Consider the following 13,096-nt stretch of genomic DNA (forward strand, 5'->3'; position numbering starts at 1 on the left):
CGAACGGTGTCCCGGCACTCGCGGACTCCGCGAGTGCCGGGACGTCTGACTACTTCTTACTACACGGTGTCCAGGATTGGCCCCCGGGGGCATAGCAGCGAGGGCCGTTGTATCCCGGGTAGGGGTTCGGGGCGGGAGCCGGGGCTGCCGGAGGTACGTATGCCGGAGGTACGTATGCCGGCGGGACATACGGCGCCGGCGCCGGCGGCAGGTTTCGAAGCCGTTCAGCCTCCGCAGCCGCGGCTACAGCCGCTTGGCGAGCAGCGGCTGCTGCAGCTTCCGCGAGTTTCTTCTTTTTCGCGGCTGCAGCGGCTTCGGCCAGTTTCTTCTTTTTAGCGGCCGCTGCGGCAGCCACGAGATCCTTCTTCTTCGCGCCAATGGCCGCTTGGTGGGCCGACGCTGCTTTGGCAGCAGAATCCAGCCGGTTCTCCATCGCCGTCAGCTGAGCTGCGTCGTACGCGGCCCAATGGACATGCTTCTTCGCAGTCGCGGCAGTCTTGAGCGCGGCAACCGTGGCCAGTGCGGCGACGAGACCGGTATGGCTCCTATCCAAGTCGGCGGCAGCCGTAGCAAGCGGCGCGGCCACGATCTCTTCAATAACCTCGGCTGCTCGATCGACCCGTTGGGCGGGAAGGCAGGCGATGTCGCTCGAGTTGAGACCGGCACCTTTCGTGCGGGCTTCGTCGAACGCCGCGGCCACGGGAGGATAGAACTTCGTGTTGGGTTCGAACACGACAGGAACTCCGAATCCCATCCGCGCGACTTCAGCGTTGACCAAACTTTCACTTGAGTCGAAGACGCCCGCCAGGGTTCGGCCGTATTTGTCCAGCGGTTCCTTGTCCAGCTCCAGCCTGACGCTGGAGCCGACCGGCAGCAGCTGCTCAAGAGCTTTCGTGGCTTCCGGACCCATACACTCCACCGGCTTACCCGGATCCTTGGTCTCCGGAGTGTCTACGTTGAGCAGCCGGACGGTCTTCTGCTCGCCGTTGACGGAGGCCTCGAAGGTATCGCCGTCAATGACTCGGACTACAACGGCCTGGTCGCCTGCCGAAGTGACTTCCGGTCGGGCGTCCTTCTTCTCAGTGGTGGCCGATCCCGCAGAGCAGGCAGTGAGTGCCATGGCGACGGCAATGGCCAGTCCCGCGGCCTTGGTACGGGCAGCACTGCCCGATGAATCTAAAAGCAAAATGTATTCCCCAGGAATGAGTGATGTGGGCTTCTCCAGCTTGGAGTTTCGCAAATGACATTGACAATACTTTGTCGAGGGGGAAACAACCTTTTCATCTGACGCATTAGCGTCATCCCCACGATAGTCTGGCCCCACACTGATATTCAGTCTGCGTCATTCCGTTTCCGGGGGGAACCGAACCACATGAGCCTGTCCGATACGCCCGGAGCAGCTCCGGACCCTGCCCGTGGCCGCCTCGCCGCCGACGGCCCGACGGCGGTGGCGCTCGCCGAACCCGACCGGGCCGTCCGCCCGGTCTGGATTGCCGGCGTCGTGCTCGTTAACCTGGGCATTAACGCGGCCTTCTTCGGGCCGATCCAGGTGCTCCTCGGCCAGCAGGCAGAAGCGTTCAGCGAGGGCGACAAGGAATCCATCCTCGCCCTCGTCACCGGAGCGGGTGCCGCGGTCTCACTCGTGGCCAACCCCTTGTTCGGCGCCTTCAGCGACCGCACCACCTCGCGCCTGGGCCGAAGGGTCCCCTGGGTCCTCTTCGGCGCCATCCTCGGCGCCGCGGCCCTGATCGCGCTCGCGGGGGCGCCCAACGTGGCCGTTATGACGCTGCTGTGGTGCCTGGTGCAGGCCGGGTGCAACGGTGCCTATGCGGCCATCACGGCCGCCATCCCGGACCGTGTGCCTGTGGCCCAGCGCGGCACGGTGGGGGGCCTCGCCGCCATGGGACAGACGGTGGGCATCCTCGTGGGTGCCGTGATCGCCGCCGCGGTGACGGGGAACTTCGCCGTCGGCTATCTGGTCTGCGCCGTGGCGCTGCTCGCCGGCGTCGTGCTGTATTTCTTCAGGAACGACGACGTCCCGCTCCCCGCGGGCGCCCGTCCGCCGTTCAGCCTGGCCGGTTTCGCACGGGGCTTCTGGATTTCCCCGGCGCTCTACCCGGACTTCGCCTGGGCCTGGCTGACCCGGCTCCTGGTGAACATCGGCAACCACATGGTGACCCTCTACCTGCTCTTCTTCCTCAAGGACGCGGTCCGCCTTGAAGAGACCCAGGGCATCGCGCCGGAGCTCGGCGTGCTGATCCTGACCGGGCTTTACGCCGTAATGGTGATCATCACCAGCGTGATCGGCGGGCGGCTGAGCGACCGGATGGGCAAGCGGAAGCCGCTGGTGATCATCTCGTCCGTCATCATTGCGGCGGCCTCGCTGATCCTCGCATTCGCGCCGAACTGGGCCGGCGCCCTCCTGGGCGCCTCGGTGCTGGGCATCGGCTTCGGCTGCTACCTCGCGGTGGACTTCGCCCTCATCACCCAGGTCCTCCCGGCCGCGCTGAGCCGCGGAAAGGATCTGGGTGTCCTCAACATCGCCAATTCCCTGCCCCAGGTACTCGCTCCGCTCATCGCCTTCCCCTTCGTGACGCTGTGGGGCGGCTACGTGTCCCTGTACGTGGCGGCCGCCGTGATCGGTCTGCTCGGGGCCGTCTTTGTGGTCAAAATCAAGGGCGTTGACTAGGCCCGGACCCGCCGCCGGGGAGGCCCTGCCGGGGTGTCTGCGGCACCGCCTGTGACTCGCTAAGGGCCCGGAATCGTGGCGTATAGTGGACGGAATTGCCGCGGCAGTGCTGTGGGGGATCCCTCCGGGCTGCCGAGAAAACCGACCCCGGAACGCTGCTGATGCCTGAATTTCACTCAGAACTTCCACCGATGGCTCCTCCACCCACCCTGCCCCGGCAACGGCTCCGCTACACCCGGATCCTCGATGTCGCCGCCGGGTTCGCCCGCAAGGGCCTGGACTCCGTGGTCCTTTCCGAAGTCGCTGCCAAGGCCGACGTTCCGCTGGGCACCCTGTACCGCTACTTTCCCTCCGCCACCCAGCTCATGCTGGCGCTCTACCGCAAGCAGCTCACGGAACTGCACGCCAACTCGCCGGCCGGTGTAACCGAAGGAGACGTTCCGGCCCTGGCGCTCGTCGGGGTTGTCATGGAAATTTTCCACATGCGCCTGATGCAGCCCGCCGTGGAGCAATGCCTGAACAAAGCCGTTTACACCAAAGGCACTGACACCACGAAGCTGCTCCGTGAGATCGACTCCGCGGCCGAGACAGCCGTCACTGAAGTGAGCGGCGACGCCGCCACGTCCCGGGTCCTGCTGCTGACCGTCACCGGACTGGTCCAGTCCGTCCGCTGCCGCCGCCTCTCGCTCTTCGAAGCCGAGGGAGACCTCAAGAAGGCCTGTTTCCTGCTGACATCCAACCGTCCCGCCGCGTAACTGGTCTAGACCAGTCAGGCTTTCTACCGGGCAGTAGGGGCTGTTTTGCGTGATCCGGCTCACGAAAAACGCCGGATAAACGTTTCACCGCGGCCGGGGTGTGTCGTGTGACACCTTGGGCCCGGAATGTTGTGTTTACCATTGCAGCACCGGACCGGCCCCGCCTGCAGTACCCGGAGCGTCACCGCAGACCCATCACCTCGGGTCACTGCCGACGTTCCCCAGACCATCTTGAGCATGCCTGTGCTTAAGCTTCCATGTGCCGTACGCCCACGGTGAGCCCCAGGAGACAACGACGTGTCCACTGAAACGATCAATCCCACCGACGCCACCTCCCCCGCTGAGCCCGTAGCCGTGCTCACCGACGAGGAAATTTTCGCATCCCACCAGGGCGGCAAGCTTTCCATCTCCAGCACCGTCCCGCTCGCCAGCAAACGCGACCTGTCCATCGCTTACACGCCCGGCGTTGCCCAGGTCAGCCGCGCCATCGCCGCCACCCCGGAGCTCGCCAAGACGCTCACGTGGGCCCAGCGCCTCGTTGTCGTCGTGAGCGACGGCACCGCCGTCCTGGGCCTCGGCGACATCGGCGCCAGCGCCTCGCTGCCCGTGATGGAGGGCAAGTCGGCCCTGTTCAAGGCCTTCGGCGAGCTCGACTCCATCCCGCTGGTCCTGAACACGACCAACGTCGACGAGATCGTGGAGACCCTGGTCCGCCTGCGCCCGAGCTTTGGCGCCGTCAACCTCGAGGACGTCTCCGCGCCGCGCTGCTTCGAACTCGAGGACAAACTCATCGAAGCCCTCGACTGCCCCGTTATGCACGACGACCAGCACGGCACCGCCGTCGTGGTCCTCGCGGCCCTGACCGGCGCCGCGAAGGTGACCGGCCGCGGGCTCGAAAAGCTCCGCGTTGTGGTCTCCGGCGCCGGCGCCGCCGGAATCGCCGTCGCGCAGATGCTGCTCGCCGCCGGGATCACCGACGTGGTGCTGCTGGACTCCCGCGGCGTCATCAACGGCGACCGCGCTGACATCGCAGCCGACCCCGCCAGCAAGAAGGCGCAGCTGGCTGCGAGCGGCAACCCGCGAGGAGTATCCGGCGGCCCGGCCGAGGCCCTGCTGGACGCCGACGTCTTCATCGGCGTCTCGTCCTCCAAGCTGGCCGAGGAGCACCTCCAGCTCATGAGTCAGGACGCGATCGTGTTTGCCCTGTCCAACCCGGACCCCGAAGTCCTGCCGGAGGTCGCACGCCGGTATGCGGCCGTCGTCGCCACGGGCCGCAGCGACTTCCCGAACCAGATCAACAACGTCCTCGCGTTCCCCGGCATCTTCCGCGGAGCCCTCGACGCCGGTGCCCGCCGGATCACGCCGGCCATGAAGCTGGCCGCGGCCCGCGCCATCGCCGAACTGGCCGACGAGGACCTGTCCGCCGACTACATCGTCCCCAGCCCGCTGGACCCGCGGGTGGCGCCGGCGGTTGCCGCCGCCGTGGCCGCGGCGGTTGACGCCGAGTAGCCACAGCCGAACAGACGACGACGGCGGCGCGTCCTTGGGGGATGCGCCGCCGTTGACGCCGTGCCGGTCTCCGGCCGCGCTCCGGGGCCCGGCCGGGCCCATAGACTGGGGCCATGAATCCCGAGACTGTTGTGACGATCCTGTGCGGCCTGGCCATCCTGGTGGGCGTGGCCGGAACCGTCATCCCCGTGCTGCCCGGCAGCATCCTGATCGGGCTGAGCCTGCTGGCGTGGGCCATCTGGGGCGGCGCCGGAACTACCGGCTGGGTGGTGTTCGCGATCGGCATGGTCTTCGTCCTGGCGGGGATGGCCGCCAGCGCGGTCCTGACCGGCCGGAAACTCAAACAGCACAGCATCCCGGGCCGCTCGGTAGTCACCGGGCTGGTGTTCGGCGTGGTGGGGATGTTTATCATCCCGGTGGTGGGCCTGTTCGTTGGTTTCGCCGCGGGCCTGCTGCTGAGCGAGCTGCACCGCACGCGGGTTTTCGGCACCGCCGTGGCCTCCAGTTGGGCCGCCCTGAAGGCGACCGGGCTGGGAATGATCGTCGAATTCGGACTCGCCTGCCTCGCCGGCAGCACCTGGGTGATCGGCCTGTGGGTTTCGGCCGCGGCCTAGTCTGCCGCCGGTCTCCCCGCGCCCATTAACATAGATACATGAGCTCCGGACCGGGAGAATCCGCACCCCTTTCCGCACTGTACCGCGACCACCGCGACCTCACTCCGTTCCGCACTCCGGTCATACGGACACCTGTCCGCGGCCTCGCCGACGGTGTGGGAGGAGCGGTCTCGGGAGTCCTGGCCGGGCGGATCCGCGGCGCCTTGCCCGTGGAGGGCGGCGCGCCCCGGCTCGGCAAGGTGGGCGGGAGAGCGCCGGCCAAGGCGGCGAAGGCTGTCCACGCCGCCATTTTCGGCAGCTCCGATCCGGACCGGCTGATCGCGCTGGCGCACACATACCCCGGCTGGGCAGGGCTGTGCTACCTGATGGCGGGGCTGCAGAGCTACGCCCAGGGCGGGTACCTGCGAGCCTCCGAACTGCTCCAGCGCGGACTGCTGATCAGGAACGACGACGACGCCAACCGTTACGCCTTCACGTACCTGGCCCGCGTCATCACCCGCGTGTCCGTGGCGGACCGCGTCGAGGTCCCGGTCCTGTTCAGCGAGGAAGCCGTGTTCCTGGCCTTGTCCCACTCGCTGCGCGAGACCGGCCAGCGGGAGACCGCCCTTGCGGTCCTGAACGGACTGCCGCCGTCGTTGCCCATGGCCCTGGCGCGCTGCTCGCTGGCCGCTTCGCTGGGACGTGATGCGGACGTGGTGGAGGATACGGAAGGACTGCTTAACGGGGATGACCTTTCGGCGGCGTTGCTGCTGGTCCGGGCGCGCTCACTGCGGAAATTCGGTGCCAACGCGGCCGCCCGCGCCGCCCTGCAGGAGGTCCTGCGCCGACGCGGCACCGACTTCACGCTCCGCAGCGACGCCCTGACGGACCGGGCACTCCTCCTGCTGGACAACGGGAGGAAAGCGCTCAGCCGCCGTGAGTGGCAGCCCCGCCCGCCCGCCGATCTGGAGCCGGTCCGGGCAGTCCGGAAGGACGCCGAATTGCATGAGCTCTGGGACCGCGAATACGGCAGGGCCGACGACGACTGAATCCCTGGCGCGGTGAGGTTCGTTCCGGATCACTGGCCCTTGCGGGCGTGCGAAAGCAGGGAGTACAAACGAGGGATGAGAGATGCGGCAGCACGCTGGATGCAGCACTACGTCACGGCCTGGAAGTCGAACGAGCCGGAGGACATCAGAGCGCTCTTCACGGAAGGCGCGGTTTACGCCACCAGGCCGGACGATCCCGAGCCTTGGACCGGGCGTGAGCAGATCGTGGAGCGCTGGATCGCCGCGGGGGATGCGCCGGGGGATTGGACGTTCGAGTGGAAACTCCTCGGCGTCGACGGCGGGAGGGCCTTCGTGCAGGGCCGCACCGACTACGGCGGGGACAGCCGCAGTTATGACAATCTCTGGGTCATCCAGCTCACCGGGGACGGCCGGGCCACGGAATTCACCGAATGGTATATGCCGCGCAAGTGACCTCAGGTGAGGTTCGCCGGGCCCGGTCCCAGGCACGCGGGCTCAGCCGCGCGACAGGGCATGGCCCAGGAGGGGCAGCAGCTGTTCGGACAGCAGTACACCGCCCAGCGCTACCATGATCACGCCGCTGGCCAGCGTCACGTTCCGTGCCGCTCCCGGCCGCGAGTGCAGCAGCTTGCGTGCCAGCAACGCGACGCAGGTGTAGACCACGGCGACCAGGAGGACAAAGGTCAGGCCGAGGAGGCCGGACTGCACGGGCACGGGGAGGGGTGCCTCCGGGGTGACAAACTGCGGCACCAGGGCCACATAGAACAGCAGTCCCTTCGGGTTGATGCCGCTGGTTCCCATGCCCCGCAGGAACGTCCGGAACTGGTTCGCCGGTGCCCGCACGTCCGGGCTGCCGAAACTTGCTCCGCGCCAGGACCGGATGGTGGTGAGTCCGAGCCAAAGAAGGTAGGCCGCCCCGGCCACCGTCAGCCACCCCAGCACGCCGGGAATCCCCGTGAGCAGTGCCGCCAGGCCCGCGACCAGCAGTACGGTGTGCAGCACATAGCCGCCGCAGAGTCCGGCGACCGCGGGCACGAAGCTGCGCTGCTTCAGCCCCGCGGTGATGGAATACGCCCAGTCCACCCCGGGAGTGCAGGCCAGGGCGCCGGCAACCACCAGAAAGGCGAAAAACAGCTGGGGGTTCATGGTGATCTCCTGACGCGTGGGTACAGGAAAAGTCTAGGAAATCCGGCGCCGGAAGTGTTCCCTCTTTTCGCGCAGAAACCCTTGGTCCGGGTAAAATTATTGCGTGATTGACCATTTGGACAGAAGTATCTTGCGCTACCTCAAAGAGGATGGCCGCATGACGGCCACGGCCCTCGCGGCCAAGGTGGGACTGACCGTGGCTCCCTGCCACCGGCGGCTCCGTGACCTGGAGGCCTCCGGGGTCATCCGCGGCTACCGGGCGGACATCGATCCGGCCGCCGTGGGGCTCGGGTTCGAAGCGATCGTGTTCGTCACCCTGCGCCAGGTGGACCGGGCCACCATGGAGATTTTCGAAAACCGCGTGGCGGACAACGCGAATATCGTCGAGGCCCAGCGGCTGTTCGGTTCCCCTGACTACCTGCTGAAGGTCATCGCCGAGGACCTGCCGGCGTACCAGCGCTTTTACGATGCCGAGCTGAGCTCGCTGCCCGGCGTCGAACGGCTCACGTCGACGCTGGTGATGAAGAACCTGAAGCCCAATACCGGTCCGCCCGTGTAGGCCATTGGCTCAGGCGCCCAGCAGCCCCGTGGTCCGGTAGGGGATGACCTCACGCAGGAACATGCTGGTGGACGTCCGCACGATCCCGGGGCACAGCCGGATTTCCTCGGAGACGCGGTACAGATCGTCGGGACTCTTCGCCACCACGCGGATCAGCAGGTCGGTCTCGCCGGCAGGAGCGTGGCATTCCAGCACCTCCGGGATGTTCCGCAGCGCAGCGATGGCCTCGTTCAGGTGGCTCTGGTCCAGTTCGGCACTGACCGACGCCGCCACGCCCCGGCCCAGCGCGGAAGGCAGGACCCGGCTGCTGTTGGACCGCAGGGCCCCCGACGCCGTCATCCGCTCCAGGCGCGACTGCACGGTGCCGCGGGCCAAGCCGAGTTTCTGGGCCAGCACCATGATCGGCAACCGGGGGTCGTCGTCGAGGGCGAGGAGGATCCGCCGGTCCGTCGCGTCGAGTTCCTGCAACGTGACCACTTCCTGCGCGTTGTTGCATTCCTGTTTGATCAGATTGACCAGTGTAGTCGATGTCCGTTGCACCAACTGCAGGACTTCTGTTGAAATAATGACAACGAAGGGACGCCGGCCACCGCCGGATCCCAACAGGCTACAAGTACCCCGGCACACCACCCGGACCTTGGATGAGGCTTCCCGCAAGGAACCCGCCCGCTGATTGACTCTTGTTCACACCATCGTCATTCCGCATCGTTCAATTCTCCATTTCGCAGTGCCATGGCCCGGAGCAACGCCGGGCCCGGCACGGCAAGAGCCCCTGAGCCACCGACGTCGGTTGTCCCGAAGTCATCGGTAGCTGAGGGGCTCTTGTGCTGTTGCAGGGACCACGGGGTGGCTGCGCATAGGCTGGTGACATGACGTCAGCCGGCCGCTTCGCCCCCAGCCCCTCCGGCGAACTCCATGTCGGCAACCTCCGCACCGCCATCCTCGCCTGGCTCTTCGCCCGGTCCACCGGCAGGCGGTTCCTGATGCGGGTTGAGGACCTGGACCGGGCCCGGGCCGGCGCCGACGCGGAGCAGCTCCGGGACCTGGCCGCGATCGGTATTACGTGGGACGGCGATGTGGTCCGCCAGACCGACCGCGGAACCCTGTACGCGGAAGCGATCGGCCGGCTGACCGCGGCGGGTCTCACGTACGAGTGCTTCTGCACCCGCCGGGAAATCCAGGAGGCCCCCTCCGCGCCGCATGCCCCGCAGGGAGCCTACCCGGGCACGTGCCGGGAATTGTCCGCGGGGGAACGGGAGGCGAAGCGAGCCGTCCGGCCCGCGGCGGTCCGGCTCCGGTCGGCCGTCCCGGAGGCGACCGTCCAAGACGTGCTGCACGGCAGCTACACCGGCGTTGTGGATGACTTTGTGCTCCGCCGCAACGACGGTGTGACGGCGTACAACCTCGCCGTTGTGGTGGACGACGCCGCCCAGGGGATCGACCAGGTGGTCCGCGGCGATGACCTGCTTCCCTCCACACCCCGGCAGGTCTACCTCGCCTCGCTGCTGAGTATTCCCGTTCCGGAATATGCCCACGTTCCGCTCGTCCTGAACGCCGACGGCGCCCGGCTGGCCAAACGCGACGGCGCCGTCACCCTCACCGACCTTGCAGCGGCCGGGGCACCCGTGGACGAGGTGCGCGATGCACTGCTGGCGTCCCTGGGACTCCCGGCCGGGCCGCTGGCGGACGCACTCGCCGTGTTTGACCCGGCCGCGCTGCCGCGGCAGCCGTGGATCTGGCCCGGAATGGCAGGGCCGGACGCGTAGGCTGGAAGCATGTCAGAACCAGAGTTCAGGGAATCGCGCAGCCCGCAGCCGAGTTTTACCGTCGAGACGGCCAAGGTTCTCGCCGAAGTGGCCCACAACCGGCAGAAGGACAAGCTCAAGCGGCCCTACCGCGAGCACGTGATCGCTGTCGGGGATGCCCTGGCGGACTTCGACGACGACATCCGGATTGCCGGGTATCTGCACGACATCGCCGAGGACACCCCGATGACCCGGCAGGCCCTGCTGGACATGGGTGTTTCCGAGCGCGCCGTGGACATCATCGAGCGCGTCACCAAGCGCCTGCACGAGAACCCGGACGACTACCAGGCCGGCATCCGGTACATCGCCGAGGACCACGACGCCACCCTCGTGAAGATCGCGGACAATGCGCACAATTCGCTGCCGGAGCGCGTCAAGGCGCTGGCTGAGAAGTGGCCGGATAAGCCCCCGGTAACCCGGTACAACGACGCCCGCCCGGTGCTCTACGCCGCGGTTCCGGTGGAGGAAACCCGGAAAATCCTGGCCCGCATCAACCCGTGGCTGCGGGAGGAACTCGACGATCTGCTCGACGAGGCGGATGACACCGACTACGAGAACCTCTCCTACGACGACGCCCCGAGGGATGAACCGACGGCGGCCGCCGCCGAGCCTGCCGCCGCCGAGGCCGAGTCGCACCGGAACTGACAATGCGCGGCTACGTCCTCACCCGTTACGGCGGGCCGGAGGCCATGGAGCTCCGTGATCTTCCCCAGCCGCAGCCCGGGCCCGGCGACGTCCGGATCCGGGTCGCCGCAGCAGGCCTGAACCCGGTGGACATCAAAATGCGCCAGGGCGCGCTCCGTCCCATCAGCCCGTTCCGGCTGCCGGTTGTCGCCGGCTGCGAGGTCGCCGGAACGGTCGACGCCGTCGGACCCGGGCCGAGTCGTTTCGCGGTGGGGGACCGTGTCTACGCGCGGGTGGACAAACGCAGGCTGGGCGCCTTCGCCGAATTCGTGTGCGTGCAGCAGGAACTCGTAGCCGCCATGCCGGCGTCGATTGGGTTCGGCGAGGCGGCCGGACTTCCGCTGGCCGGGTTGACTGCGTTGCAGGCGCTCCGCGACGAACTCGACGTCGGCCCCGGCACCCGGCTCTTCATCTCCGGCGGGGCCGGGGGCGTGGGAACGCTCGCGATCCAGCTCGCGAAACACTTCGGCGCGGAGGTCACCACCACCGCCTCGGCCCGCGGCGATGCGCTGGTGCGGCGGCTGGGGGCGGACCGCGTTATCGATTACACGAGGGAGGACTTCGCCGGTGTGCTGCACGATTTCGACGCCGTGCTGGACCTGGTGGGCGGCGCGACGCTCGAGGAATCCTTCCGCATCCTCCGTCCGGGCGGGCGCGTAGTTTCCATCGCAGGGGTTCCGGAGCCGCTCACCGCGACGAAGGACCTTGACGCTCCGGCGTGGCTCACCGCCGCATTCTGGGTGATGAGCCTGGGCATCCGCAGGCGGGCCCGCAAGGCGAAGACCAGCTACCGCTACCTGTTTATGCGCCCGAGCGGGGACGGACTGCGCTTCCTGGCATCGCTCGTCGACGCCGGCCAGCTGCAGCCGGTGGTGGACAGCAGCTATCCGTTCGACCGGATCGCCGAGGCCTTTGCCGCGCTGGAACAGGGCCACGCCAAGGGCAAAATCGTCATCACCTTCTGACAAACGTGCGGCTACACCCGGCCCAGGGCGTCGATGTCCTCCAGGAACTGCTGGTGGACCTCGTCGCTCACCGTGGTCCGGGTCTCCGCAATCGCGTCGAGGTAGTCCTGCGTCGCGGGGCCCTTCCGGACGGCCTCGCGGATGGAGGCGTTGCCGCTGGAAGCCAGGCCGCCGTCGTCGTACACCGCTTTCTCCAGTGCCCGCTGGGACGCGCTCCGGGCGGCGTACTCGATGTCGGCGGGGGAGAATCCCTCGGTGCGGTCCACCAGCAGCTCCACGTCCACGTCGTCCACCACCGTGGCGGGAATGAACCGCTGCCACATGGCCTCGCGGGCCTGGCGGTCGGGCAGGCCGATGGGGATGACGTAGTCGAAGCGGCCGTGGCGCAGGAAGGCCGAATCCAGGGCGCGGATGAAGTTCGTGGCGCAGACCAGCAGGCGGCCGGGCTGCTCCCGGAAGGCCGGGATGATTTTCAGGAGTTCGTTGGTGACACCCTGCAGCGGCGACGGCGGTTCGCCGGAACGCTGCGCGGCGATCTCCTCCACCTCATCGATGAACACCACGGCGTGTTCCAGCTCGGCGATCTCCAGGAACGTCTCGCGCAGGGCGCCCGCCAGGCCCTTGGGATCGGAGGCCAGCCGGGAGGGGAAGACCTCCACGAACGGCCACTCGAGCCGGGATGCAATCGCCTTCGCGAACGTGGTCTTGCCGGTGCCGGGCGGGCCGAAAAGGACGACGGCGCGCGGCGGCACCACCCCGTACTCGTCGGCGAGGTCGGCCTCGGCCAGGGGCAGGACCAGGCGGCGTTCCAGCAGTTCCTTCTCATTCCGCATGCCGGCGACATTTTCCCAGAGGTCGCGGGCCAGGATCCGGCCGCCCAGCAGGCTGAGGGGTTCGAGTTCCTGGCGCTGCACCGGAATCTTCCGCTCGAAGTAGCGAAGGTTCTTCTTCAGCACAAACCCGCGTCCCAGGAACGCCTCCACCCGGGTCTCGGATTCCGGCATAAGCGCGGATAGCTTGTTCAGGCCGTGCGGTGCCATCCGGTTTTCGACGGCGGCCAGCAGCGACGTGCCGATGCCGCGGCCGCGGTACTCGGGGAGGGTGGCGAGGAACACGATCCAGCCCTGGTCATGGGCGGCGCGTCCGACGGCGGCGCCCACCACCTGATCCCCCAGCACCGCGACGACGGCGTGGTCCTTTTCGCACGAGGCCAGTACCTCGGACAGTGCATAGACCGGCTCCACGTTGGTGGCCTTGAGGGTCTCCCAGAGGTGCAGGATGCCGTCAAGGTCGGCCGAGTGGAAATCCCTGATTCGCCAGGTGGTCATGAGGTGTCTCCCGGGTGGTTCGTCGCTGAGCCAGT

At 67.7% G+C, this 13,096-nt stretch carries 14 protein-coding genes; 10 read left to right on the plus strand and 4 right to left on the minus strand.

The window, feature by feature from the left end:
* Positions 1–49: 49 nt before the first annotated feature.
* A complete protein-coding gene (locus FS787_RS10975) occupies positions 50–1,324 on the minus strand; it encodes a thermonuclease family protein (RefSeq protein WP_144672437.1) in 1,275 nt (424 codons plus the stop codon).
* A 48-nt stretch (positions 1,325–1,372) separates the two neighbouring features.
* Here FS787_RS10975 and FS787_RS10980 point away from each other — a divergent pair, with 48 nt between their 5' ends.
* The 6 genes from FS787_RS10980 (at position 1,373) to FS787_RS11005 (ending at position 7,027) form a co-directional block, all read left to right on the plus strand.
* Positions 1,373–2,689 carry an MFS transporter gene (locus tag FS787_RS10980; RefSeq protein WP_144672438.1) on the plus strand — a complete coding sequence of 439 codons (1,317 nt, stop codon included), beginning with the start codon at positions 1,373–1,375 and terminating at the stop codon, positions 2,687–2,689.
* A gap of 191 nt (positions 2,690–2,880) precedes the next feature.
* Positions 2,881–3,444: a TetR/AcrR family transcriptional regulator gene (locus FS787_RS10985; RefSeq protein WP_395940339.1), complete on the plus strand. Its 564-nt coding sequence runs from the start codon at positions 2,881–2,883 to the stop codon at positions 3,442–3,444.
* A gap of 297 nt (positions 3,445–3,741) precedes the next feature.
* The gene (locus FS787_RS10990) at positions 3,742–4,953 is read left to right on the plus strand and encodes an NADP-dependent malic enzyme (RefSeq protein ID WP_186329161.1); all 1,212 of its coding nucleotides are present in this window, start codon (positions 3,742–3,744) and stop codon (positions 4,951–4,953) included.
* 113 nt (positions 4,954–5,066) lie between these two features.
* Positions 5,067–5,567, plus strand: coding sequence for a DUF456 domain-containing protein (locus FS787_RS10995; protein WP_056429113.1), 501 nt, complete (start codon positions 5,067–5,069; stop codon positions 5,565–5,567).
* Positions 5,568–5,605: 38 nt separating this feature from the next.
* Positions 5,606–6,595, plus strand: a complete 990-nt coding sequence (locus FS787_RS11000) for a hypothetical protein (protein ID WP_144672440.1) — start codon at positions 5,606–5,608, stop codon at positions 6,593–6,595.
* A gap of 75 nt (positions 6,596–6,670) precedes the next feature.
* Entirely contained in the window at positions 6,671–7,027 is a 357-nt protein-coding gene (locus FS787_RS11005) for a nuclear transport factor 2 family protein (protein ID WP_260982503.1), read from the plus strand.
* A 42-nt stretch (positions 7,028–7,069) separates the two neighbouring features.
* On the opposite strand, the gene FS787_RS11010 is transcribed toward FS787_RS11005, so the two are convergent.
* On the minus strand, positions 7,070–7,720 hold the full coding sequence (locus FS787_RS11010; protein ID WP_144672441.1) for a LysE family translocator: 651 nt from the start codon (positions 7,718–7,720) through the stop codon (positions 7,070–7,072).
* Between the two features lie 103 nt (positions 7,721–7,823).
* On the opposite strand from FS787_RS11010, the gene FS787_RS11015 reads away from it, so the two are divergent.
* Positions 7,824–8,279, plus strand: coding sequence for an Lrp/AsnC family transcriptional regulator (locus FS787_RS11015; protein ID WP_144672442.1), 456 nt, complete (start codon positions 7,824–7,826; stop codon positions 8,277–8,279).
* Positions 8,280–8,288: 9 nt separating this feature from the next.
* Here FS787_RS11015 and FS787_RS11020 read toward each other — a convergent pair whose 3' ends face one another.
* Complete coding sequence (locus FS787_RS11020; RefSeq protein WP_186329173.1) at positions 8,289–8,747, minus strand: Lrp/AsnC family transcriptional regulator; 459 nt, start codon at positions 8,745–8,747, stop codon at positions 8,289–8,291.
* 401 nt (positions 8,748–9,148) lie between these two features.
* Between FS787_RS11020 and gluQRS the strand changes: the two genes are divergently transcribed.
* From gluQRS to FS787_RS11035, 3 genes are read left to right on the plus strand one after another with little or no spacing between them, the layout of a single operon-like run.
* Complete coding sequence (gene gluQRS, locus FS787_RS11025; RefSeq protein WP_144672443.1) at positions 9,149–10,045, plus strand: tRNA glutamyl-Q(34) synthetase GluQRS; 897 nt, start codon at positions 9,149–9,151, stop codon at positions 10,043–10,045.
* A 9-nt stretch (positions 10,046–10,054) separates the two neighbouring features.
* On the plus strand, positions 10,055–10,729 hold the full coding sequence (locus tag FS787_RS11030) for an HD domain-containing protein (RefSeq protein WP_144672444.1): 675 nt from the start codon (positions 10,055–10,057) through the stop codon (positions 10,727–10,729).
* 2 nt (positions 10,730–10,731) lie between these two features.
* Positions 10,732–11,733: an NADP-dependent oxidoreductase gene (locus FS787_RS11035; RefSeq protein WP_144672445.1), complete on the plus strand. Its 1,002-nt coding sequence runs from the start codon at positions 10,732–10,734 to the stop codon at positions 11,731–11,733.
* Positions 11,734–11,744: 11 nt separating this feature from the next.
* Here FS787_RS11035 and FS787_RS11040 read toward each other — a convergent pair whose 3' ends face one another.
* Positions 11,745–13,061 (minus strand): ATP-binding protein, encoded by a 1,317-nt coding sequence (locus FS787_RS11040; RefSeq protein WP_144672446.1) that lies wholly within the window; start codon positions 13,059–13,061, stop codon positions 11,745–11,747.
* Between the last annotated feature and the right edge of the window lie 35 nt (positions 13,062–13,096).

The sequence above is a fragment of the Arthrobacter sp. U41 genome, assembly GCF_007679325.1.
Taxonomy (GTDB): Bacteria; Actinomycetota; Actinomycetes; order Actinomycetales; family Micrococcaceae; genus Arthrobacter.

Excerpts from the sequence above, each read along its gene's own strand:
- gluQRS (WP_144672443.1), top strand. The coding sequence starts at position 9,149 with ATGACGTCAGCCGGCCGCTTCGCCCCCAGCCCCTCCGGCGAACTCCAT.
- FS787_RS11005 (WP_260982503.1), top strand. The coding sequence starts at position 6,671 with ATGAGAGATGCGGCAGCACGCTGGATGCAGCACTACGTCACGGCCTGG.
- FS787_RS11035 (WP_144672445.1), top strand. The coding sequence starts at position 10,732 with ATGCGCGGCTACGTCCTCACCCGTTACGGCGGGCCGGAGGCCATGGAG.
- FS787_RS10980 (WP_144672438.1), top strand. The coding sequence starts at position 1,373 with ATGAGCCTGTCCGATACGCCCGGAGCAGCTCCGGACCCTGCCCGTGGC.
- FS787_RS11010 (WP_144672441.1), bottom strand. The coding sequence starts at position 7,720 with ATGAACCCCCAGCTGTTTTTCGCCTTTCTGGTGGTTGCCGGCGCCCTG.
- FS787_RS10995 (WP_056429113.1), top strand. The coding sequence starts at position 5,067 with ATGAATCCCGAGACTGTTGTGACGATCCTGTGCGGCCTGGCCATCCTG.
- FS787_RS11030 (WP_144672444.1), top strand. The coding sequence starts at position 10,055 with ATGTCAGAACCAGAGTTCAGGGAATCGCGCAGCCCGCAGCCGAGTTTT.
- FS787_RS11000 (WP_144672440.1), top strand. The coding sequence starts at position 5,606 with ATGAGCTCCGGACCGGGAGAATCCGCACCCCTTTCCGCACTGTACCGC.
- FS787_RS10985 (WP_395940339.1), top strand. The coding sequence starts at position 2,881 with ATGGCTCCTCCACCCACCCTGCCCCGGCAACGGCTCCGCTACACCCGG.
- FS787_RS11040 (WP_144672446.1), bottom strand. The coding sequence starts at position 13,061 with ATGACCACCTGGCGAATCAGGGATTTCCACTCGGCCGACCTTGACGGC.